Here is a 21280-nt window from a genome sequence, read left to right as displayed (position 1 = left end):
GGCGGCCACGGTGGCACGCCGGTGACCGCGGCCCGCCGGGCATGCGGTTCCGGCCACCCGGCGCGTCGCCCGACGGCCGGTCCGCACCGCACTGTCGGAGGCGGATGCGACACTGGGCCGCACCATGAACGTCTCGACGAACGTCCCGCCCGGCGGGCCCGCTGAGCCGCTCGCCCAGCGGCTCGCGGAGCTGCGCGGACCGGCCCCGCAGCGCAGTCTGAACGCCCGCTCCCTCGCCGCGCTCGCCGCCAATCCGGGCTGCCACCGCCGCGCCGTGCTCGACGCGGCCGGGGTGGACAAGTCGGCGCTGGCGGCCCGGCTCGGCCGCCCCGCCCCCTTCGGCCAGTCCCCCTTCGCCATCGCCCGCGGCGTGATCTTCGAGTCCCGGCTGAAGGCGGACGGCTACGCCCCGCTGCTGGAGCCGCTCCGCCACCACCTGGGCGTCCCGGCGGACGGCCACACCCCGCTCCAGGTGCCGGACCTGCTGCACCGCTCCGGCCCGGCCGTGCGCGCCGACCGGACGGCCGAGGCGCTGGCCCGGGCCGCCGCCGACCCGGAGGCCTGGACGCTGCTGGACCACCCGATGCTGCGCCTGGGGGTGGCCGGCAGCACCGCCTACCTGGAGCCGGACGCGCTGGTGGTGCACGGCGGGCGGTGCACGGTGGTCGAGATCAAGTCCTTCCCGGTGCTGGACGGCAGCGCGGATCCGGCCAAGGTCGGCGCCGCCGCCCGGCAGGCCGCCGTGTATGTGCTGGCGCTCCAGCGGGCCGCCGCCACGGCCGCCGGGCAGCCGCTCGACGAGGACCCGTACACCGAGCAGCGGCTGCCGGGCAGCCCGCACACCAGCGTGCTGCTGGTCTGCCCGAAGGACTTCGGCAACCGGCCGACCGCGGTCGCCGTGGACGTCCGCCGCGAGCTGGCCACCACCCGCCGCCAGCTGAGCCGGATGACCGGCATCGGCGGGCTGCTGGCAGCGCTGCCGCCGGACGCCGACTTCGACCTGGCCGCCGACGAGGACGGCGCACCGGCCCGGACCACCGAACAGCTGGCCGCCTCGGTCGAGGCGGTGCCCGCCGCGTACAGCCCGGACTGCCTCTCCACCTGCGAACTCGGCTTCCACTGCCGCGCCCGGGCCCGCTGCGGCGACCGGGTCGAGCAGCTCGGCCGGGGTGTGCGCGGCGAACTGGGCAGCATCCGTACCGTCGCCGAGGCGCTGGCCGCCGCCGGCACGAAGAGCGGCGACCTGGACGGCGCGGACGACGCCGCCGAGCGCCTGGCCTACGCGGCCGCCCTGCGCGCCGAGGCGCTGGGGACGGCAGCCCTGGGCGCGGCGTTCCCGGGGGCCTCCGCATGAGTCTGCTGACCACCCTCGCCCGGCTGGAGGCGGTCCGCAGCGGTCGGGCCGAGCCGCTGGCCACCGTCCGGCACCGGCACCTGTCGGAGCGCCCGATGGTGCTGGTCCCGCTGACCGCCGCCGGTGAGTCCGGTGCGCCGCTCGCGGTGATGCTCGGCACCGACCGGGACGCGCCCCGGCTGCACCTGGTGCCGCAGCCGCTCAACCGCACCCTGCGGTTCGACTTCCTGGCCGAGCTGGCCGCCGACCTGCTGCCCTACCTGGAGTCCTTCGCCGAGGACGTCGAACAGATCGAGGGCTCCGAGAAGGACCCGGAGACCGGCGAGAAGACCCAGGTGTTCCGCGAGCTGTGCGCGGACGCCCCGCAGCTGATCGTGCCCAACAGCGCGGGCGTGCACCACCTCGCCCTGATCGGCCGCTCGACCCGTTTCCGCCGCACCGCCGAGGACGCGGAGCCGGGGCCCTACCCGGCGCCGGTCCGGGTGCCGCTGCTCGGCCGCTGGCTGACCCACCTCACCGACCGCGCCCAGGTGCCCGGCTCCTCGCTGCTGCTGCCGATGACCGGCCTGCTGGCCCGGCACTGGGCAACCGGCCAGAGCCACCTGGAGGACCAGCACCTGGCGGCCCGGCTCGCCTGGCACCGCCCGCCGGACGGCCTGACCGGCGCGCAGGCGGCCGAGCTGGCCGAGTCCGCCCGGGACGACCGGGGGCAGCTGCTGCACCCGCCGGCCGGCCCGGCCACCGACCCCCGCTTCGACGAGTTCGTGCTCGCCCCGGCGATCGCCCGCTACGACTCCGCCGTGGGCGCCCTGCAGCACAGCGCCGAGCAGCGCGACGAGGCCGCCGCCGAGCGCGCCCGTACCGCCGTACGGGCCGCGGTGACGGCGCTGGAGGAGGCGCTGACGTCCGTCCTGCTGCCCACCTGGCGGGACGTCTGGCAGGGCCTGGACCTGCTGCGCGCCCTGCCGCCGGCCGGCCACCTGGAGGAGCGCTGGACCGGCGACCGCTGGTCCTACACCGGCCACCGGGACCGGCTGGCGGCCGGCGAGCCGCCGCAGCCCCGGCAGGACGACGCCGTCACCGCCGCCCGCAAGCTCGCCCAGCGCGAGCGCGAGCAGGCCCGCCTCGACGTCCAGGAGGCGCTGGACGACCCGCTGGCGATGGCCGAGCACCGGCTGGCCGGCGAGGCGTTCAGCGGTGTGGTGACGGAGGTGGTGCCGGACTGGGACACCACCGGCCGCTCCCCCAAGCCGCGCCCGCTGGTCACCCTGCGCACCGCCGACCGCCCGCACGCGGACCTCGGCCGGGAGGTGCACCGGGTATGGGGGTCCCCCCGGCCCGAGGCCGGGGGAGGTCCGTCCGCGCAGAAGGCGGAGATCGTCGCGGTGGACGCCGCCGAGGGCACCCTCACCCTGCGGGTGCTCTCCGGCATGGGCCGCAGGAAGGAGCCGGAGCCGGGCAGTCTGCCCGAGCCCGGCGAGCCGGTCACCTTCACCCTGTTCGAGCTGACGGTGCGCCAGTCCGCGCCGCTGCCCGAGCCGGACGACACCCCCTGGACCCACGGCGGCCCGCCCGGCGCCGCACCCGTACCCGCCCCGTCCGTCTCCGAGGAGTGGGAGTGAACCGTCCGATGTCCCCCGGGCAGGCCCCGGGCGCGGCCGCCGACGCCGCGGTGGCCCGGATCCTGGCGGCCACCGTCCGTCCGCCGGCCGGCGCCCCGCGCGGCGTGGTGGTGGACTCCCCGCCCGGCGCCGGGAAGTCGACGCTCGTGGTGCGGGCCGCGCGCGAGCTGGTCGAGGCCGGCGAGCGGCTGATGATCGTCGCCCAGACCAACGGCCAGGTGGACGACCTGGTCGGCCGACTGGCCGAGAAGGCGCCGGAGCTGACGATCGGCCGGCTGCACGCCGCGGACTCCCGGCCCGGCCCGGAGGTGCTGAAGCACGCCGGCGTCACGCCCTCCGACAAGGTCGCCGACCTGGTCGAGCACGACGTGGTGATCTCCACCGCGGCCAAGTGGCAGTGGGTGCGGGCCGAGGCCCCGTGGCGGCACGCGATCGTCGACGAGGCGTACCAGATGCGCTCGGACGCCCTGCTCGCGGTGGCCCGGCTGTTCGAGCGGGCGCTGTTCGTCGGCGACCCGGGCCAGCTGGACCCGTTCACCGTGGTCGGCACCGAGCAGTGGGCCGGACTGTCGTACGACCCGTCCAGCAGCGCGGTGGTCACCCTGCTGGCCCACAACCCGGAGATCGAGCCGCACCGGCTGCCGGTCTCCTGGCGGCTGCCCGCCAGCGCCGCCCCGCTGATCTCGCGGGCCTTCTACCCGTACACGCCGTTCCGCTCCGGCACCGGCCCGGACGACCGCCGGCTGACCGCCGCCGTGCGCCCGGACGGCTCGGCCCTGGACGCGGTGATCGACCGGGCCGCCGCACACGGCTGGGCCCTGCTGGAGCTGCCCGCCCGGCACACCGTACGGACCGACCCGCAGGCCGTGGCGGCCGTCGCGGCCACCGTCCGCCGGCTGCTGGAGCGCGGGCTGACCGCCCACTCCGAGCAGGGTGAGGCCCCGCTCACCGCGGACCGGATCGCCGTCGGCACCGCCCACCGGGACCAGGCGGCGGCCGTACGCGCGGCGCTGCTCAAGGCGGGCGTGCCGGTGGACGGCGCGGCCGGTCCGGCCGTCACGGTGGACACCGCCAACCGCCTGCAGGGCCGCGAGTACGACGTCACGGTGGTGCTGCACCCGCTCTCCGGGCGCCCCGACGCGACCGCCTTCCACCTGGAGACCGGCCGGCTCTGCGTGCTCGCCTCCCGGCACCGGCACGCCTGCATCGTGGTGGCCCGGGCCGGGATCGCCGAGCTGCTGGACGAGCACCCCGCGACCGAGCCGGTGCAGCTGGGCGTCCCGGTGACCTTCCCGGACGGCTGGGAGGCCAACCACCAGGTGCTGCACCACCTGAGCGGCCACCGGGTCCACCTGAGGTAGCCGCCGGGCTCAGTCCTCCGTTTCGCAGACCGCGAAGGCGACCACCGATCCCCGCTCCGCCTGCGCGCTCCACCCGCTCGCGTCGGCGGTGGGGCCGTTGGCGCGCACCGGGCCGTCCGCGTCCGGCTGGAGCCGGTAGCCGCCGCCGGTCAGGTGGGTGCCGGACGGGCAGGTCGCCGTCGAGGCGCCGCCCGGGCCGCTCGGCTCGCCGGTGACCACCAGCGCCGTCTCCGCGGCCGCGGCGGGCGGGGCGACGGAGGCGGCGACCGCGAGCAGGGCGCCCAGCACGGACAGGACGGGCAGGGCGAGGACCGTGAGGTCTCTTCTCATGCGCATGGGGGTTTCTCCCGTATCGATGGACGGCCGGTCCGCCTCGATGTGACCGGCCCGCCGGAACGACCGGCGGGCCGGAGCAGCCGGTAACCGGGACAACCGGTTCGCATGCGATCCGGAAGCGCGGCGCACGAGTCTCACGCCCGGCGCGCGCCGGGGAATAGCGCTCGCGTGCGCACCGTTCCGCTACGGGCCGCCGCCGCGAGACAATGGACGGCGGCCACGACCGGGCGGCGCGGCCCGGAGCAGATTCCCTTCACCCCACTCGAGACCCGGAGGTGTCCGTCCATGCCCGACTCCCCAGAGTCGTCCGAGCCCACCAGGCGCCGGCGTCCGGCCCAGCTGCTGTTCGAGCCGCAGTCCGCCGAACCCGAGCCGGAACGATTCTTCGACCTGGAGTCGATCGAGGACCCGGCGGAGCTGCTGCGCCGCTCCACGGAACTGGCCCTGGCCTTCCGGGCGGCCGCCGAGCGGGCCACGGACTTCCAGGCGGTCGCCGCCGCGCAGCTCGCCGACCCGCGCCGGTTCGACGCACTGTCCGACGCCGAGATCGCCCAGCGGGCGGACTGGACCCCGGACTACGCCGCCAAGATGATCGAGTACGGCCGCACCCTGCTCCAGCCGCGCCGGCACGAGGACTGAGCCCCGGCGCAGGCAGCCGGACACACGCCACTGGCATATGCGCAGCGGGGAAGGGTACGCGATCCCCCGCCGCGCCGTCCGGCGAACCGCGCTTTCCGTCCCACCGGGGGCACGCGCCGCGCAGGCTGCTCTCCGTGGAGATCTGGACGCAGCAGTCGGTGACGCAGCAGTCGGTGATGTACCCGTCGGTGGAGTACGTCAGCGCGGCCGGGGAGGCCTGGCTGGCCTCCGCCAGCGAGTACCCGCGCAGCATGCGCGCCCTGTGGGAGAGCCGCCCCTGGGCGCCCTCGGTGCTGCCCTGCGGGCGCGCCTTCGACGTGATCAGCATGCCGGCGCTGTTCGGCCGCCGGGTGCTGGACGAGATGTGGACGTCCGGGCCGGGCTGCGGCCCGGTGGCCGCCCATCGGGGACGGGTGCTGCTGTTCGTCCAGCCGGGCGCGGCACCCCGGCTGCGCCGGCTGCTGGCCTGGGAGGAGTGGGCCCGGGACGTGCCGCCGCTGCTGTGCCACGGCAGGGGCGACGCGGTGACCGTGCCGCCCCTGCAGCGGATGCTGAACAGCCCGGACTCCCCCGGGCAGGGCGCCGGCCGGTGGATCGTCGCGCCCGAGCAGCGGGAGCCCCGGCTGCCCGGCGCCGCGGTGGTGCTGTGGGCCTGCGTCCGGGCGGCGCGCGAGCCGGGAGCGCCGGTTCCCGCCGGGGCGGGCGTCGTGACCGGGGGGTGAACGCGGGGCGACCGGTATTCGATTTTGGTTCGGCCGCACGGCGCTGCTAGAGTCTTTTCTGTCAGCAGGCGCCGCTAGCTCAGTTGGTTAGAGCAGCTGACTCTTAATCAGCGGGTCCGGGGTTCGAGTCCCTGGCGGCGCACAGACAGCCGGAAGGCCCTTCGCGAGAGCGAAGGGCCTTCCGGCGTTTCCGGGCCGATCCGCCGGTGACCGATGCACCGGTGGCGGATGCGCCGGTGGCCGGGCCGCCCGCCGGAGCGGGCGGCCCGGTCCGGGCTCAGCGGCCGCGCAGCGTGCGGTAGCGGGCGACCAGCTCGGCGGTGGAGCTGTCCAGCTGCTCGGCGCCCTCGCCGGTGAGCAGCACCGGCTCGATCCGCTTGGCGAGCACCTTGCCCAGCTCGACGCCCCACTGGTCGAAGGAGTCGATGTTCCAGACCGCGCCCTGGACGAACACCTTGTGCTCGTAGAGCGCGACCAGCTGGCCGAGCACCGAGGGGGTGAGCTCGCCGGCCAGGATGGTGGTGGTCGGGTGGTTGCCCTTGAAGGTCTTGTGCGGGACGAGCTCGGCGGGCACGCCCTCGGCCGCGACCTCCTCCGGGGTCCTGCCGAAGGCCAGCGCCTGGGTCTGGGCGAAGAAGTTGGCCAGCAGCAGGTCGTGCTGGGCGACCAGGCCGGGGAGCAGGTCGGCGACCGGCTTGGCGAAGCCGATGAAGTCGGCCGGGATGACCTTGGTGCCCTGGTGCAGCAGCTGGTAGTAGGCGTGCTGGCCGTTGGTGCCGGGGGTGCCCCAGACCACCGGGCCGGTCTGCCAGTCCACCGGGGTGCCGTCGCGGGTCACCGACTTGCCGTTGGACTCCATGTCCAGCTGCTGGAGGTAGGCGGTGAACTTGGACAGGTAGTGCGAGTAGGGCAGCACCGCGTGCGCCTGGGCGTCGAAGAACGCGCCGTACCAGACGCCGAGCAGGCCGAGCAGCAGCGGGACGTTCTGCTCCGCCGGCGCGGTGCGGAAGTGCTCGTCGACCAGGTGGAAGCCGTCCAGCATCTCGCGGAAGGCGTCCGGGCCGACGGCGATCATCAGCGAGAGGCCGATCGCCGAGTCGTAGGAGTAGCGGCCGCCCACCCAGTCCCAGAACTCGAACATGTTGGCGGTGTCGATGCCGAAGTCCTGCACGCCCTGGGCGTTGGTGGACAGCGCGACGAAGTGCTTGGCCACCGCGTCGGTGTCGGCGCGCAGCCCGGTGAGCAGCCAGTTGCGCGCGGAGACCGCGTTGGTGATGGTCTCGATGGTGGTGAAGGTCTTCGAGGCGACGATGAACAGCGTCTCGGCCGGGTCGAGGTCGCGGACCGCCTCGTGCAGGTCGGCGCCGTCCACGTTGGAGACGAAGCGGACGTCGAGGTCGCGCTTGGCGTACGAGCGGAGCACCTCGTAGGCCATCGCCGGGCCGAGGTCGGAGCCGCCGATGCCGATGTTGACGACGGTGCGGATCGGCTTGCCGGTGTGCCCCTTCCACTCGCCGCTGCGGACCCGGTCGGCGAAGGCGGCCATCTTGTCGAGGACGGCGTGCACCGCGGGCACCACGTTCTCGCCGTCGACCTCGATCACGGCGCCGCGCGGGGCGCGCAGCGCGGTGTGCAGGACCGCCCGGTGCTCGGTGTTGTTGATCTTCTCGCCGCGGAACATCGCGTCCCGCAGCTCGGCGACGCCGGTGGCGGCGGCCAGCTCGCGCAGCAGCTCCAGCGTCTCGTCGGTGACCAGTTGCTTGGCGTAGTCCACGTGCAGGTCGCCGACCTGGAGGGTGTAGCGGCGGCCGCGCTCCGGGTCGGCGGCGAACAGCTCACGCAGGTGGGTGTCGCCCAGTTCGGCCCGGTGCTTGGCCAGGGCGGCCCACTGCGGGGTGCGGTCCAGCGGGGTGCGGGCGTCGGCGCGGGTCTCCGACATCGGTGGGTCCTCGATTCGTCTGTGTGCAGAAACCGGCAGGGCCAGGCGTGCGGGCCGGGCGGCAACGGTCTGTGCGAGGTCGTGCGGGTCCTGATGGTGCGCCGACTCCGTTGACGGCCTGCCCGGGTTCAGCCTATGCAACCCCGGAGCCGGTCGCGCACATTCCGCCCCGCGGGCGCGGACAGTCCGTCACTTCCGTTCGGAGCGCAGGTCGAGTCCGCGCAGCACCTGGTCGACCAGCTCCGGATCGGCGCCGAGCTCGCTGCGGGCGGAGAGCATCTCGCGGCGGGAGGCGGCGATCATCTCCTGCTCGACGTCCCGGGCGGCCCGCCACTGGGCCATCCGCAGCTTGGCCTCGGCGGCCTCCTCCTCCGCGTAGTTCTCCGGGCAGAGCCGGGCCAGCCGGTCGTGCTGGCGGTCCCGCAGGCGGTCGGCGACCTCGGCGGGCAGCCGGTCCTGCTCCTCCAGCTCGCCGAGCCGCTTGAGCCCGGCCTTGGCGGCCCGCCACCAGAGCTGGCGCACGGCCTGCTCGTGCTTGTCCTGGTCGATGTCCAGTTCGAGCCGCTTGGCCAGCCAGGGCAGGGTGAGGCCCTGCACCAGCAGCGTGAACAGCACCACGCTGAAGGCGATGAAGACCAGCCGGCCCCGCTCGGGGAAGTCCTCGCCGGAGTGCAGGGTGAGCGGGATGGCGAGCGCCAGGGCGACGGTGGCCACGCCGCGCATCCCGGACCACCAGAGGATCACGCTCTCCTTCCAGCTGAACGGCGTGTCCTCGTCGTCGCCGGAGCGCAGTTTCTTCGACAGCCATCCGGCCGGCAGCAGCCAGAGCAGCCGGACCAGCACGACCACCGCGATGACCACGGCGGCGTCGCCGATGAAGCCGGTCCAGCCGCGGCCGGCCTCCTTGAGCACGGTGGCCAGCTCCAGGCCGATCAGGCCGAAGGCGACGCCGGTGATCAGGATCTCGACCACCTCCCAGAAGGCGTTGCCGACCAGCCGGTAGGAGACGGCGTCGGCGTCGGAGGCCCGCTCGGCGAGGTAGAGCGCGCAGACCACGACGGCGAGCACGCCGGAGCCGTGGATCTCCTCCGCCAGGGTGTAGGCGGCGAAGGGCACCAGCAGGTTGAGCGCGACCTGCTGGGTCGGGTCGTCCAGGCGCTCGGCGAGCTTGGTGTTGACCCAGCCGAGCGCGATGCCGACCACCACGGCCAGCACCGCGGACAGCACGAAGCGCAGCACCGCGTCACCGACCGAGAAGTCGCCGCTGACCATGGCCTCGATGGACAGCGAGTAGATGACGATCGCGGTGACGTCGTTGAACAGCCCCTCGCTCTCCAGGATCGCCACCAGGCGGCGGGGCAGCCCGACGCTGCCGGCCACCGCGACGGCGGCGACCGGGTCGGGCGGGGAGACCAGCGCGCCGACCGCGATCGCGGCCGCCAGCGGCAGGGTGGGCAGCAGCCAGTGCACGGTGCCGGCCACGGCGACCGTGGTGACCGCCACCAGGCCGACGGCCAACAGCAGGATCGAGCGGACGTTGGCCTTGAAGTAGCGCACCGAGGAGCGCCGGGCCACCGCGAAGATCAGCGGCGGCAGGACCAGCGGCAGGATCAGCTCCGGCTCGACGGTGACGTCCGGGATCTGCGGGATGAGCGCCATGACGATGCCGAGCAGGGTCATCAGCACCGGTTGGGGTACTCCGGTCCTGCGCGCGAGCGGCATGGTCACCACGGAGGCGAGCAGCACCAGGAAGAACAGGGGCAGCTGGCCCACGGGGAGGTTCCTCTCGACGACGGACGGCTGAGCGCCGTCCAGGATAAATCTGACAATGCGCCCATCAGTGTCGACACACTGAACAACGGCTTGACCTCAAGCGCACTTCAGGTCCGAGGATCGTCGGCATCGGAAGGGTCGAGAAGGGGCGGGAACAGGCATGAAGGCGGTCACCGTGACGGGGTCCGGCGGTCCGGAGGTCCTGCAGGTCACCGAAGTACCCGACCCGGAGCCCGGGCGGGGCGAGGTGCGGGTACGGGTGTACGCGGCCGGGGTGCAGCCGGTGGACCTCGCGATCCGCGAGGGCTTCCGCCCGCCGGGGTCGGCGGTCGAGCCGCCGTTCGTCCTCGGCAACGAGTTCGCCGGGGTGGTGGACGCCCTCGGCCCGGACGCCGGCGACTGGCGGGTCGGGGACGAGGTGCTGGGCTTCCGGGTGCTGGGCTGCCAGGCCGACCGGGTCACCGTGGACGCCGGCCGGCTGGTGGCCAAGCCCGCCGGGATGCCGTGGGAGCAGGCCGGCTCGCTCTCCGCCTCCGGCCAGACCGCGCACGTGGCGCTCACCGGGCTCGGCGTCGGCCCGGGCGACACCGTGCTGGTGCACGGCGCCGCGGGCGGGGTCGGCACGGTCGCCGTCCAGCTGGCCCGGGCCTGGGGCGCCACGGTGGTCGGCACCGCGAGCGAACGCAACCACGGGTACCTGCGGGAGCTGGGCGCGGTACCGGTGACGTACGGCGAGGGACTGGTCGAGCGGGTCCGGGCGGTGGCGCCGCAGGGGGTCACCGCAGCCTTCGACGCCGCCGGTCGGGGCGCCCTGGAGGCCTCCGTCGAGCTGGTCGCCGACCGGAACCGGATCGGCACCGTGGTCGACTACCCGGGCGCCGAGCGGCTGGGCGTCCGGGGGCTGCGGGGCGAGCGGACGGCCGGGCGGCTGGCCGAGCTGGTGAAGCTGTGGGAGGCCGGCGGGCTGCGGCTGGAGGTCGAGGAGTCGTTCCCGATGGAGCGGGTCGCCGAGGCCCACCGGCTGGTCGGCGCCGGGCACGTCCGGGGCAAGGCGGTGCTGACCATGTGAGCCCGCCGGACTTCCGCCTCCGGCCGATTGTGAGTTTCGGCAGCTGACCAGGTAATGTTCTCCACGTCAGCAGGCGCCGCTAGCTCAGTTGGTTAGAGCAGCTGACTCTTAATCAGCGGGTCCGGGGTTCGAGTCCCTGGCGGCGCACAGACAGCCGGAAGGCCCTTCGCGAGAGCGGGGGGCCTTCCGGCGTTCTGCCGTACGCCCGCGGGGCATGGCAGGAAAGGTGGGAAGCAGGTCATTGCTGCCACCGCGGCCCGCTGACAGGCTGGCCGTATGAGAGCGCGCAGCGTGGTCATCGTCCTCTTCGAGGGCGTGCAGAGCCTCGACGTGACCGGGCCCCTGGAGGTGTTCGCGGGGGCGGCCGACGCCTCCGGCCGGCCGGAGGCGTACCGGGTGGCCACCGCCTCCCCCGGCGGCGGTCCGGTGCGCACCCACAGCGGCCTGCGACTGCTGCCGGACGCGGACCTCGCCGACGTCGGGCCGGTGCACACCCTGCTGGTTCCCGGCGGGAAGGGCACCGAGCACCCGGACCCGGCGCTGGTGGCGCGGATCCGGGAGCTGGCCGGACGGGCCGAGCGGGTGGTGTCGGTGTGCACCGGGGCCTTCCTGCTCGCCGAGGCCGGGCTGCTGGCCGGGCGCCGGGCGACCACCCACTGGGCCTACTGCGAGGAGCTGGGCCGGCGGTTCCCGGACGTCGAGGTGGACCCGGACCCGATCCACGTCCGGGACGGGCACATCGCCACCTCGGCCGGGGTCACCGCCGGGATCGACCTGGCACTGGCCCTGGTCGAGGAGGACCTCGGGCGGGACACCGCGCTGCTGGTCGCCCGCCACCTGGTGGTCTTCCTGCGCCGGCCGGGCAACCAGGCCCAGTTCAGCACCCAGCTGGCCGCCCAGGTGGCGGCCCGGCAGCCACTGCGCGAGGTGCAGCGGTGGATCGCCGAGCACCCGGAGGCCGACCTGTCCGTCGAGGCGCTGGCCGACCGGTCGGCGCTGTCGCCGCGGCACTTCGCCCGCGCCTTCGCCGCCGAGGTGGGGGTGACCCCGGGCCGGTACGTGGACGGGGTCCGGCTGGAGGCCGCCCGGCGGCTGCTGGAGGACACCGACGACGGCGTCGAGGAGATCGCGCGCTCCTGCGGCTACGGCACCCCGGAGGCGATGCGGCGCGCCTTCGTCCGGGCCCTGGCCGCCCCGCCCGCCGAGTACCGACGCCGCTTCCGACCCAGTACCGATGGAGGTCACTGATGCGCATCGCCATCCTGCTCTACCCCGAGTTCACCACCCTGGACGCGGTCGGCCCGTACGAGGTGCTGTCCCGGATCCCCGGCGCCGAGGTCGTGTTCACCGCCGCCGAGCGGGGGCCGGTGCGCAACGACCTCGGCAGCCTCGCGATCACCGCGGACGCCGCCCTGGACGAGGTGGACTCGGCCGACCTGCTGCTGGTGCCCGGCGGGCCCGGCACGCAGGCCCAGCTCGCGAACGAGGCGCTGCTCGACTGGCTGCGCCGGGTGGACGCGACCACCACCTGGACCACCTCGGTCTGCACGGGCTCGCTGCTGCTGGGCGCCGCCGGGCTGCTCAAGGGCCGTCGGGCCACCACGCACTGGGGCGTTCTGGACCGGCTGCCCGCGTACGGGGCGGAACCGACCGGGACGGAGCGGGTCGTCATCGACGGCAAGTACGCCATCGCCGCCGGGGTCTCGGCCGGGATCGACCTCGCCCTGACGCTGGCCGGCGTGATCAGCGGGGACACGACCGCGCAGGCGATCCAGTTGCTGATCGAGTACGACCCGCAGCCGCCGTACACGTCGGGTTCCATGGCGAAGGCGTCTCCCGAGGTGGTCGAGGCGGCGAACCGGCTGATGGCGCGCTAGGTCCTCGAGCTCGCGCCTGCGGGCCGACGCCGGGACACCGCGTCAGCGCCGGGGCGGGAAGGCGTGGCGGCGGGCGGCGGTGGTCACGGCGAGGACGGGGAGCATCAGCGCGAGCACCGTCCAGGGCAGGGCGCCGGTGCCCAGGCCTCCCAGGACCAGGCCGCCTACCACACCGCCGCCCGCCATCGCGGCGTTCCACAGCGTCACCAGTACGGCCTGGGCGGCGTCCGCCCGCTCCCCGCCCGCGTCGCCCAGGGCGGTCTGGAGCAGGGTCGGGGCGCCGCCCCAGCCCAGGCCCCAGAACAGCGCCGCGACGTACACCAGCGGCGCGCTGCCGGACCACACCGCGAGGACGGCCGCCGCCAGGGCGACCAGCAGCGCGCCGCCGATCGTCAACTGCCGCAGCCGGCGGTGGATGTGGGCGCCGATCAGCCAGACGGTCAGCAGCGAGGCCAGCCCGAAGACCAGCAGTACGGTGCCGGTGGCGTCGCCGAGGCCGGCCTGGTCCAGGAAGGGCGCGATGTAGGTGAACAGGATGGTGTGCGCGAGCACGTAGAGCACCGTCACGGTGAGCACCGGCCGTACGCCGGGCACGGTGATCGCGTGCCGGACCGGTACCCGCTCGCCGGCCGGCTGTCCGGGCTGCTCCGGCAACAGCGCCGCGATCCAGCCGATCACACCGACCGCCAGTGCCGTCATGGCCAGGAAGGGCACCCACCAGGCGAGAACCTGCCCGAGGAAGGTGCCGACCGGCACTCCCAGCGACAGCGCCACCGGCACGCCCGCCATCGCCACGGCCATGGCCCGGCCCTGCTGTCGGACCGGCACCAGCCGGCGCGCGTACCCCGCCAGCAGGGCCCAGGCGAGGCCGGCCGCGACGCCCGCGAGGAAGCGGGCGGCCAGCGTGAGCAGGTAGCTGGTGGAGGCCGCGGTGACCGTGTTGGCCACCGCGAAGCCCGCCATCGCGGTGAGCAGCAGCCGCTTGCGGCCCCAGCCGGCGGTGACCGCGGAGAGCGGGATCGCGGTGACGGCGGAGCCGATCGCGTAGACGGTGACGGTCTGCCCGGCCGCGGACTCGCTGACCCCGAGCGCCTCGCTCATCCCGGGCAGCACGCCGGCGGGCAGGTTCTCGGTGAGCCCGGTGACGAAGACGGCGGTGGCCAGGGCCAGCAGGGCGGGGAGCGGAAAGGGCTTGTGGGACACCGGGGTCGTGCGCTGTGTGGTCGCCATGGGGACCATGCTTGGACCTCACACCGGTGTCAGGTTCAAGCATGGCCCCGAAGGCCGTCAGGTCAGCGGCCGAAGTAGCCGGTGAAGTTCTTGGAGAACTCCTGGCCGCCGAACCGGTCCCAGTTGATCGACCAGGTCATCAGCCCGCGCAGGTTCGGCTGCGCGCCCGAACGCGGCACGTAGGCACCGCAGTTGGCCAGTTTGGTGAGGCAGTCGAGCGCCTTGTTCACCTCGGCCGGGGCGACGTAGCCGTTGCCCGCGTTGGTGGTGGCCGGCATGCCGATGGCGACCTTGGAGGCGGGCAGCGCCGGGAACACGTTGTTCGTGTTGCCCGCCACGGGGAAGCCCTTGAGCAGCATGTCGGTCATCGCGACGTGGAAGTCGGCGCCGCCCATCGAGTGGTACTGGTTGTCCAGGCCCATGACGGAGCCGGAGTTGTAGTCCTGGACGTGCAGCAGGGTGAGGTCGTCGCGCAGTGCGTGGATGACCGGCAGGTACGCCCCGGCGCGCGGGTCCTGGCCGCCCCAGGGGCCCGATCCGTAGTACTGGTAGCCGAGTTGGACGAAGAAGGTCTCCGGCGCCATGGTCAGCACGAAGCCCGGGCCGTACTTGGCCTTGAGGGTCTTCAGCGCGGAGATCAGGTTGACGATGACCGGGCTGGTCGGGTTCCTGAAGTCGGTGTCGCCGGTGTCGAGGGAGAGCGAGTGCCCCTCGAAGTCGATGTCCAGGCCGTCCAGGCCCCACTTGTCGATGATCGCCGAGACCGAGCTGACGAAGGCGTCCCTGGCGGCGGTGCTGGTCAGCTGGACCTGGCCGTTCTGGCCGCCGATCGAGATCAGCACCTTCTTGCCCTGGGCCCGCTTGGCGGCGATGGCGGCCTTGAACTCGTCGTCCGACTCGACGCTCGGGCACTCGGTGGCCGGGCAGCGGTTGAAGCGGATGTCGCCGGAGGTGACGGAGGTGGGCTCGCCGAAGGAGAGGTTGATGAAGTCCCAGGAGTTCGGGACGTCGGCCATCCGGGTGTAGCCGGCGCCGTTGGCGAAGCTCGCGTGCAGGTAGCCGACCAGGGCGTGGCTGCCGGCCGGCGGGTTGGTGGGCGACCCGGTGGGCGTACCCGTCGGGGTGCCTGTGGGCGTACCCGTGGGCGTCCCGGTGGGCGTGCCCGTCGGGGTCGCGGTCGGCGAAGCGGTGGCGGTGGGCGTCGGCGTGGCTGTCTGCGTCGGGCTCGGGCTCGGGGCGCCCGGGCCGTCCAGCGAGATGTCGTCCGCGTAGTAGGTGCCCTGGCCGTACCAGCCGTGGGTGTAGACGGTGGCGCTGGTCTGGTTGGCGCCGGTGGTGAAGCCGAGGCTGAGCTTCTGGTACGAGCCGCCGGTGCCGGGCGTCCAGGTGCTCGGACCGCCGCCGTCCACGCCCAGGTAGACGTACGAGCCGTTGACGAAGGCGCTGAGCGTGTAGGTGGTGTTCGGGGCGACGGTGACGGTCTGGCTGCACCGGGCGGTGTCGCCGGCCGTGGCGGCTGCGGCGAGCGCGCGGCTGCCGCTGTGCACCGGGCCGGTGACGACGCTGCCGGAGCTGCCGGTGCAGCTCCAGGGGCCGAGGGTGCCGGACTCGAAGCCGCCGTTGGCCAGGAACTCGCCGGCCGAGGCGGCGGGTGCCAGGCCCAGCGTGAGGCCGACCAGGGTGGCCGCGGCGACGGCGGAGGCGGTACCGGCGGCGACGGCCGCGCGGCGGCCCGTGACCGGAGTTCTGGGGGCGGGTGTTCTGCGCATGCGGGCGCTCCTGCGATGGCGCGGTCGTGGGGGACGTCCGAGGGCACGCCGGAGCACGCGCCAGTGGGGGGAACGGCCCGGCCTGGCACCCAAGTTGGACTAGACCACTGAAGTGGATCCGGCCGCGCGGTGTCAATGGTCCAGACCGGTTCCCCGCCGCTCCGGTTGCCGGGCGTGACACCCCGCCGAAGGATGGAGGGGTGACCCCGCCCGGCTACCTCCGCTACCCCCACCTGCACGGCGGCCTGCTCACCTTCACCGCCGAGGACGACGTCTGGGTCGCCCCGCTGGACGCCGACGGCACCGGCACCGGCCGGGCCTGGCGGGTCGGCTGCGACCGCACCCGGGTCAGCCACCCCCGCTTCTCCCCCGACGGCACCACCCTCGCCTGGACCAGCTGGCTCGCCCCGACCCCCGAGGTGTGGACCGCCCCGGTCGAGGGCGGCCAGGCGAGCCGGCTCAGCTTCTGGGGCAGCCAGGACACCCGGGTGCGCGGCTGGCTGCCGGACGGCGAGGTGCTGGCCGTCACCTCGTACCACGAGCCCTTCGGCCACTACACCTGGGCGCACGCCCTGCCGCCGGACGGCTCCCCCGGCCGCCGGATGCCCTGGGGGCCGGTCGGCGACGCCCAGATGAGCCGCGAGCGGACCGTGCTGCTCACCGGCGCCGCCCCGCACGAACCGGCCGCCTGGAAGCGCTACCGGGGCGGCGCCACCGGCCGGCTCTGGGTGGACGGCGAGCGGATCCTGCCCAAGCACACCGGGCACCTCGCCTCACCGATGCCGGTCGCCGGACGGATCGCCTTCCTCTCGGACCACGAGGGCATCGGCAACGTCTACTCCTGCCGCCCGGACGGCACCGACCTGCGCCGGCACACCGACCACGCCTCCTACTACGCCCGCGAGGCCGCCACCGACGGCACCCGGATCGTCTACCAGCACGCCGGCGACCTCTGGCTGCTGGACGATCTGGACGCCCCCGCGCCGCGCCGGCTGCGCGTCCCGCTCGGCGGCGCCCGGGCCGGCCGCCGCCCGTACCAGGTCAACGCCGCCAACCAGGTCAAGGACCTCGCCTGCGACCGGACCGGCCGGGCCGGAGTGATCACCGTGCGCGGCAGCCAGTACTGGCTCACCCACAAGGACGGCCCGGCCCGCGCGCTCGCCGACACCCCGGGGGTGCGCACCCGGCTGCCGGTGGTGCTCGGCCACACCGGCGAGGCGGCCTGGATCACCGACGCCGAGGGCGCCGACGCGATCGAGGTGATGCCGCTGCCGGGCCACGCCGTGTCGGAGACGCACCGCCACCGGGTGATCGCCGTCGGGCGGATCGGCCGCGTCCTGGAGCTCACCGCCTCACCCGACGGCAGCCGCCTCGCCGCCGCCACCTCGGACGGACGGCTGCTGCTGGTCTCCGCCGCCGACGGCGAGGTGCGCGAACTGGCCGCCTCCGGCTACGGACCGGTCTCCAGCGCCCGCTTCTCCCCCGACTCGCACTGGATCACCTGGTCCGAGCCGGTCGCCGGGCGCTCGCTGCGCCGCATCCGGCTCACCCGCGCCGACGCGCCCGCACCGACCGTCGACATCACCGACGGCCGGTTCGAGGACGAGCAGCCGGTGTTCACCCGGGACGGCCGCTACCTGGCCTTCCTGTCCTGGCGCGGCTTCGACCCGGTCCACGACGTGCACACCGGCGACCTCTCCTTCCCGCTCGGCTGCCGCCCGTACCTCGTCCCGCTCGCCGCCGACACCCCCTCGCCGTTCGCCGCCCCGGCCGAGGACGGCGCCCCGCACGGCGACGGCGACGGCACCGTCCGGGTCGACCCGGACGGCATCGGCGAGCGGCTGCTCCAGTTCCCGGTGATCGCCTCCAAGTACTCGGCCACCGACGCGGTGCGCGGCGGCCTGGTCTGGCTGCGCTGGCCGATCTCCGGAACCCTCGGACAGACCTTCGCCAGCCCGGAGGACGTCTCGGGGCGCCCCTCACTGGAGCACTTCGACCTGGCCCGGGGCACCCGCAGCACGCTGGTCGACAAGCTGGACGGCTACGCGGTCTCCGGGGACGGCGGCTCGATCGCGGTCTACTCGGCCGGGACGCTGCGGGTCGTCCCGGTCGTCGCCCCCGCCGCCGGCGCCACCGTCGACCTGCGCCGGATCACCCACACGGTGCACCCGGCCGCCGAGTGGCGCCAGGCCTACCACGAGGCCGCCCGGATCGTCCGGGACCAGTTCTGGGACGAGCGGATGTCCGGACTGGACTGGCCCGCGCTGGTCGCCCAGTACGAGCCGCTGCTGGACCGGGTCTGCTCCCCCGACGACTTCGCCGACCTGCTGCGCGAACTCCTCGGTGAACTCGGCACCTCGCACGCCTACGTCACCCCGGCCCGGCGCGCCGAGGGCCCCACGCTCGCCCAGCAGCCGCTCGGCCTGCTCGGCGCCACCATCCACCGCTCCCCCGACGGCCGCTGGCTGGTCCACCGGGTACTGCCCGGCGAGACCTCCGACCCGCGCGCCCGCGCCCCGCTGGCCGCCCAGGGCGTCCGGGACGGCGACGAGTTCCTGGAGGTCGGCGGCCGCCCGGTGGACCCGCTGCGCGGACCGCTCCCGATGCTCGCCGGCACCGGCGGCACCACCCTGGAACTGGCCCTGCGCAGCGACCCGGACGGCCCCGTACGGCGGATCGTGATCACCCCGCTGATCGACGAGCGGCCCATCCGCTACCAGGACTGGGTGACCAAACGACGCGCCCTGGTCCGGGAGTTCAGCGACGGGCGGTGCGGCTACCTGCACATCCCGGACCTCGGCGGCTCCGGCTGGGCGCAGTTCAACCGGGACCTGCGGCGCGAGCTGGACAAGCCCGCGCTGGTGCTGGACGTGCGCGGCAACGCCGGCGGCAACGTCTCCGAACTGGTGCTGGAGAAGCTCTCCCGGCACGTCCTGGCGTGGGACTTCAGCCGGGACCGCCGGCCGGTGCGCTGGCCCCGGCACGCACCGCGCGGACCACTGGTGGCGCTGGCCGACGAGGCCACCAGCTCGGACGGCGACGTGATCATCGCGGCGATCGAGCTGCTCGGGCTCGGCCCGGTGATCGGCACCCGCACCTGGGGCGGGGTGGTCGGGATGACCGGGCGGCACACCCTCGGCGACGGCACCCAGATCTCGGTGCCGAAGAACGCCTCCTGGTTCGGCGGCGGGCTCGGCTGGTCCGTGGAGAACCGGGGCGTCGAGCCGGACGTGCACATCCTGCGCGCCCCCCGCGACTGGGCCCGGGGGCGCCACCCGGAGCTGGTCGCCGCCGTCCAGCTGGCCCTGGAGCTGCTGGAGGACGCGCCCGCCGCGGAGCCCCCGCCGGAGTCCACGCCCCGGCCGGACCTGCGGCGCCCGCCGCTGCCTCCGCGGGCGCGGTGACGGCCGCTACGGGACCGGTGGGGCCTCAGTCCCACACGGAACCGGTGGGGCCTCAGTCCCAGGGGTCGCCCTCGGCCGTCATGTTCTCGGCGGCGCGCCGGTCGGCCTCCTCCTGCGCGAGCCGCTCCTGGGTCTCCCGGGTGCGCTCGACCTCGTCACCGTACGCGTCGGCGGCCTCGTCGTGGGCGAGGGCCGCACGCTGGGCGGCCTCCTGCCCGGCGGACTCGTGCGGCTGCCGGTGGAACAACCTGTCGAAGATGCCCATGACTCCTCCAGAGGGGATGGACGGAATGTCGGAATACCGGGCTGCCCCCACTCTCACACCCGGTGTCGACGGACGCACCTTGGGCCTTTGGTCCCTGGTGACCACGCCCAACGGCCGTAGCCGGGGGCCGTCGGCCGGGCGGAGGGTGGGACCGTCGGCGACATCCACGCCACCCCTGGAGCCCGCAGTGACCGTCGTACATCCCGGAAGCCCCACCCGGCGCACCGCCGAGGACCTGCACGACGGACCGCGCCGGCGGGTCGGCCCGCTCGCCGCGCTGGACGGCCGGCTGCCCGGCCCGCACGACCTGCTGCTGATGCAGTGCCCCAGCTCGCTGCGGCCCCTCGCGGGCGGCAGGCTGCCGGACTGGGCGCGGGCGGTGCTGCGGGTACACCCCTGGGTGACGGTCGGCCGGGCGCCCGCCGTGGTCGGCAACCCGGTCGACCTGCCGCATCCGCAGCGCTGCACCCGGGACCCCGAGGCGGCACCCGAATTCTGGTTCCCGGTCACCGTGCGCGGCCCGCGCCCCGGACAGCGGCTGGACGCCCTCGCCCCGTGGGCGGCGGTGGCCCGGACCCTGCGCCCCGAACAGCTCCCCGAACGACGCGAGCACCTGGCCCCCGAACGGCTGGCCGGCATCCCGGCCCTGGCCCTGCTGCCCGAGGTCGGCCGGCTGGTGGCCGACCACCGGCTGCCCTGGGGCCCGATCGGCGCGGTCGGCTACGAGCTGGGCAGCGGGGTACCGGTCGCCGGCCCGCTCAGCCCGCTGCGGCTGGTCCTGCGCTCCCCGCAGCCGGTCAGCCGCCGCGACGCCCTGCAACTGCGGCGGGCGCTGACCAAGCTGCCGGTACCCGTACAGGCCGAACTGGAGACCCGCCACGGCTCGGTCCAGCTCGCCGAGTACGCCTCCGGCGCCCACAGCCTCACCCTGCTCACCCCGGACGGCCCGCGGGAAGTCCACGACCCGTGGTTCCCCCGGGGCCCGTTCGCCTGACGCGCGGCTTCACGGGCGACGGTCGGAACGGTTGGACGGGCGGTGACGCCCGTGCGACCCGTGTGAGCGGTCACGCGGCGGCCACAGCGCCGGCGGGGCCACGTCCCGACACCCCCTGGAAAAAAGTTCACGGGCCGATGTCGATCCGGCCGCGTCCGCTCCGACGTCATGGCGTGCGGCGCTCCGCCGCACGCCGACGCGACGAGGATTGGCGAGGGAAAGCCATGGATCAACTGCTCAGAGTCATGAATTTCAACGTCTCCGGTGACGGCATCGGTGCCGGTGAGCACCAGAGTTTCGAGCTCCCGTTCGGCCTCGACCGTCCCGAGCGGCTGTTCTCCTGGGCCGGGGCCACGGCGAGCTGGCCGATGCGCACCGATCCCGGGGGCAGCCGGGGCCTCGACGACTACTTCACCCGGGACTTCGCTCGCAACATCGGCGCCGAGATCATGGGCCGCAACAAGTTCGGGCCCCAGCGCGGGCCCTGGCAGGACCACGAGTGGCGCGGCTGGTGGGGGAACGAGCCCCCGTTCCGCACCCCCGTGTTCGTCATGACCCACCACGAGCGGCCGTCGTTCACGCTCTCCGACACCACGTTCCACTTCGTCGACGGCGACCCGGCCACGGTCCTCGAACGGGCGCGGGAAGCCGCCGACGGCAAGGACGTGCGACTCGGCGGCGGGGTCACCACCGTCCGGCAGTTCCTCGACGCCGACCTCGTGGACACCCTGCACGTGGTGGTCTCACCGGTGAAGCTCGGGTCCGGACTGAAGCTCTGGGAGTCCCCCGACGAGCTGCTCGACCGGTTCCACCTGGAGGTCGTGCCCAGCCCGAGCGGCGTGGCGCACCACCTGTTCTGGCGACGGTGACGCACGGCCCCAGTACCCGGCGGCGGGCGGGTACTGGGGCCTTCGCGCTGTGCGATG

The 21280-nt window shown here is 74.6% G+C and carries 17 protein-coding genes and 2 tRNA genes; 13 read left to right on the top strand and 6 right to left on the bottom strand.

What is annotated here, in order from left to right:
- Positions 1–124 precede the first annotated feature (124 nt).
- From AB0O11_RS15015 to AB0O11_RS15005, 3 genes are read left to right on the top strand one after another with little or no spacing between them, the layout of a single operon-like run.
- Positions 125–1354, top strand: coding sequence for a hypothetical protein (locus AB0O11_RS15015; RefSeq protein ID WP_363386033.1), 1230 nt, complete (start codon positions 125–127; stop codon positions 1352–1354).
- A complete protein-coding gene (locus tag AB0O11_RS15010; RefSeq protein WP_363386031.1) occupies positions 1351–2976 on the top strand; it encodes a hypothetical protein in 1626 nt (541 codons plus the stop codon). The genes AB0O11_RS15015 and AB0O11_RS15010 overlap by 4 nt, the downstream gene beginning before the upstream one ends.
- Positions 2977–2984: 8 nt before the next feature.
- Positions 2985–4337: an AAA family ATPase gene (locus AB0O11_RS15005; protein WP_363386113.1), complete on the top strand. Its 1353-nt coding sequence runs from the start codon at positions 2985–2987 to the stop codon at positions 4335–4337.
- Positions 4338–4346: 9 nt separating this feature from the next.
- On the opposite strand, the gene AB0O11_RS15000 is transcribed toward AB0O11_RS15005, so the two are convergent.
- On the bottom strand, positions 4347–4673 hold the full coding sequence (locus AB0O11_RS15000) for a hypothetical protein (RefSeq protein ID WP_363386029.1): 327 nt from the start codon (positions 4671–4673) through the stop codon (positions 4347–4349).
- Positions 4674–4958: 285 nt separating this feature from the next.
- On the opposite strand from AB0O11_RS15000, the gene AB0O11_RS14995 reads away from it, so the two are divergent.
- From AB0O11_RS14995 to AB0O11_RS14985, 3 genes are all read left to right on the top strand, one after another.
- Positions 4959–5312 carry a hypothetical protein gene (locus AB0O11_RS14995; RefSeq protein WP_363386027.1) on the top strand — a complete coding sequence of 118 codons (354 nt, stop codon included), beginning with the start codon at positions 4959–4961 and terminating at the stop codon, positions 5310–5312.
- 176 nt (positions 5313–5488) lie between these two features.
- Positions 5489–6034 carry a bifunctional DNA primase/polymerase gene (locus AB0O11_RS14990; RefSeq protein WP_363386111.1) on the top strand — a complete coding sequence of 182 codons (546 nt, stop codon included), beginning with the start codon at positions 5489–5491 and terminating at the stop codon, positions 6032–6034.
- Positions 6035–6102: 68 nt separating this feature from the next.
- Positions 6103–6176: transfer RNA gene (locus tag AB0O11_RS14985), tRNA-Lys, on the top strand.
- A 135-nt stretch (positions 6177–6311) separates the two neighbouring features.
- Here AB0O11_RS14985 and pgi read toward each other — a convergent pair.
- Positions 6312–7973: a glucose-6-phosphate isomerase gene (pgi, locus tag AB0O11_RS14980; RefSeq protein ID WP_363386025.1), complete on the bottom strand. Its 1662-nt coding sequence runs from the start codon at positions 7971–7973 to the stop codon at positions 6312–6314.
- A 189-nt stretch (positions 7974–8162) separates the two neighbouring features.
- The gene (locus AB0O11_RS14975) at positions 8163–9746 is read right to left on the bottom strand and encodes a Na+/H+ antiporter (RefSeq protein WP_363386023.1); all 1584 of its coding nucleotides are present in this window, start codon (positions 9744–9746) and stop codon (positions 8163–8165) included.
- A gap of 160 nt (positions 9747–9906) precedes the next feature.
- On the opposite strand from AB0O11_RS14975, the gene AB0O11_RS14970 reads away from it, so the two are divergent.
- From AB0O11_RS14970 to AB0O11_RS14955, 4 genes are all read left to right on the top strand, one after another.
- Positions 9907–10815: an NADP-dependent oxidoreductase gene (locus AB0O11_RS14970; RefSeq protein ID WP_363386021.1), complete on the top strand. Its 909-nt coding sequence runs from the start codon at positions 9907–9909 to the stop codon at positions 10813–10815.
- 73 nt (positions 10816–10888) lie between these two features.
- Positions 10889–10962 (top strand) — tRNA-Lys (locus AB0O11_RS14965).
- Between the two features lie 129 nt (positions 10963–11091).
- A complete protein-coding gene (locus tag AB0O11_RS14960) occupies positions 11092–12063 on the top strand; it encodes a GlxA family transcriptional regulator (RefSeq protein ID WP_363386019.1) in 972 nt (323 codons plus the stop codon).
- On the top strand, positions 12063–12692 hold the full coding sequence (locus AB0O11_RS14955; RefSeq protein ID WP_363386017.1) for a DJ-1/PfpI family protein: 630 nt from the start codon (positions 12063–12065) through the stop codon (positions 12690–12692). The genes AB0O11_RS14960 and AB0O11_RS14955 overlap by 1 nt, the downstream gene beginning before the upstream one ends.
- Positions 12693–12734: 42 nt before the next feature.
- On the opposite strand, the gene AB0O11_RS14950 is transcribed toward AB0O11_RS14955, so the two are convergent.
- Positions 12735–13922, bottom strand: a complete 1188-nt coding sequence (locus tag AB0O11_RS14950; RefSeq protein WP_363386015.1) for an MFS transporter — start codon at positions 13920–13922, stop codon at positions 12735–12737.
- A gap of 62 nt (positions 13923–13984) precedes the next feature.
- Positions 13985–15691: a glycosyl hydrolase family 18 protein gene (locus AB0O11_RS14945; protein WP_363386013.1), complete on the bottom strand. Its 1707-nt coding sequence runs from the start codon at positions 15689–15691 to the stop codon at positions 13985–13987.
- Positions 15692–15891: 200 nt separating this feature from the next.
- On the opposite strand from AB0O11_RS14945, the gene AB0O11_RS14940 reads away from it, so the two are divergent.
- Positions 15892–19095, top strand: a complete 3204-nt coding sequence (locus AB0O11_RS14940; RefSeq protein ID WP_363386011.1) for a S41 family peptidase — start codon at positions 15892–15894, stop codon at positions 19093–19095.
- 52 nt (positions 19096–19147) lie between these two features.
- Here the strand turns inward: AB0O11_RS14940 and AB0O11_RS14935 are convergent, their stop codons facing one another.
- On the bottom strand, positions 19148–19360 hold the full coding sequence (locus tag AB0O11_RS14935; protein WP_363386009.1) for a hypothetical protein: 213 nt from the start codon (positions 19358–19360) through the stop codon (positions 19148–19150).
- Between the two features lie 187 nt (positions 19361–19547).
- On the opposite strand from AB0O11_RS14935, the gene AB0O11_RS14930 reads away from it, so the two are divergent.
- Positions 19548–20354: a phosphoribosyl-dephospho-CoA transferase MdcG domain-containing protein gene (locus AB0O11_RS14930; protein WP_363386007.1), complete on the top strand. Its 807-nt coding sequence runs from the start codon at positions 19548–19550 to the stop codon at positions 20352–20354.
- A gap of 224 nt (positions 20355–20578) precedes the next feature.
- Positions 20579–21223 carry a dihydrofolate reductase family protein gene (locus AB0O11_RS14925; protein WP_363386005.1) on the top strand — a complete coding sequence of 215 codons (645 nt, stop codon included), beginning with the start codon at positions 20579–20581 and terminating at the stop codon, positions 21221–21223.
- Positions 21224–21280 lie beyond the last annotated feature (57 nt).

Source organism: Kitasatospora sp. NPDC093102 (assembly GCF_040683915.1).
Lineage (GTDB): Bacteria > Actinomycetota > Actinomycetes > Streptomycetales > Streptomycetaceae > Kitasatospora.
The sequence above is the reverse complement of the archived record's forward strand: the minus strand, read 5'-3'. Positions and strand labels throughout refer to the sequence as shown.

What these genes read in the sequence shown, in the direction of transcription:
- AB0O11_RS15015 (WP_363386033.1), top strand. Translation starts at nt 125, where the DNA reads ATGAACGTCTCGACGAACGTCCCGCCCGGCGGGCCCGCTGAGCCGCTC.
- AB0O11_RS15010 (WP_363386031.1), top strand. Translation starts at nt 1,351, where the DNA reads ATGAGTCTGCTGACCACCCTCGCCCGGCTGGAGGCGGTCCGCAGCGGT.
- AB0O11_RS15005 (WP_363386113.1), top strand. Translation starts at nt 2,985, where the DNA reads ATGTCCCCCGGGCAGGCCCCGGGCGCGGCCGCCGACGCCGCGGTGGCC.
- AB0O11_RS15000 (WP_363386029.1), bottom strand. Translation starts at nt 4,673, where the DNA reads ATGCGCATGAGAAGAGACCTCACGGTCCTCGCCCTGCCCGTCCTGTCC.
- AB0O11_RS14995 (WP_363386027.1), top strand. Translation starts at nt 4,959, where the DNA reads ATGCCCGACTCCCCAGAGTCGTCCGAGCCCACCAGGCGCCGGCGTCCG.
- AB0O11_RS14990 (WP_363386111.1), top strand. Translation starts at nt 5,489, where the DNA reads ATGTACCCGTCGGTGGAGTACGTCAGCGCGGCCGGGGAGGCCTGGCTG.
- pgi (WP_363386025.1), bottom strand. Translation starts at nt 7,973, where the DNA reads ATGTCGGAGACCCGCGCCGACGCCCGCACCCCGCTGGACCGCACCCCG.
- AB0O11_RS14970 (WP_363386021.1), top strand. Translation starts at nt 9,907, where the DNA reads ATGAAGGCGGTCACCGTGACGGGGTCCGGCGGTCCGGAGGTCCTGCAG.
- AB0O11_RS14960 (WP_363386019.1), top strand. Translation starts at nt 11,092, where the DNA reads ATGAGAGCGCGCAGCGTGGTCATCGTCCTCTTCGAGGGCGTGCAGAGC.
- AB0O11_RS14955 (WP_363386017.1), top strand. Translation starts at nt 12,063, where the DNA reads ATGCGCATCGCCATCCTGCTCTACCCCGAGTTCACCACCCTGGACGCG.
- AB0O11_RS14950 (WP_363386015.1), bottom strand. Translation starts at nt 13,922, where the DNA reads ATGGCGACCACACAGCGCACGACCCCGGTGTCCCACAAGCCCTTTCCG.
- AB0O11_RS14945 (WP_363386013.1), bottom strand. Translation starts at nt 15,691, where the DNA reads ATGCGCAGAACACCCGCCCCCAGAACTCCGGTCACGGGCCGCCGCGCG.
- AB0O11_RS14935 (WP_363386009.1), bottom strand. Translation starts at nt 19,360, where the DNA reads ATGGGCATCTTCGACAGGTTGTTCCACCGGCAGCCGCACGAGTCCGCC.
- AB0O11_RS14925 (WP_363386005.1), top strand. Translation starts at nt 20,579, where the DNA reads ATGGATCAACTGCTCAGAGTCATGAATTTCAACGTCTCCGGTGACGGC.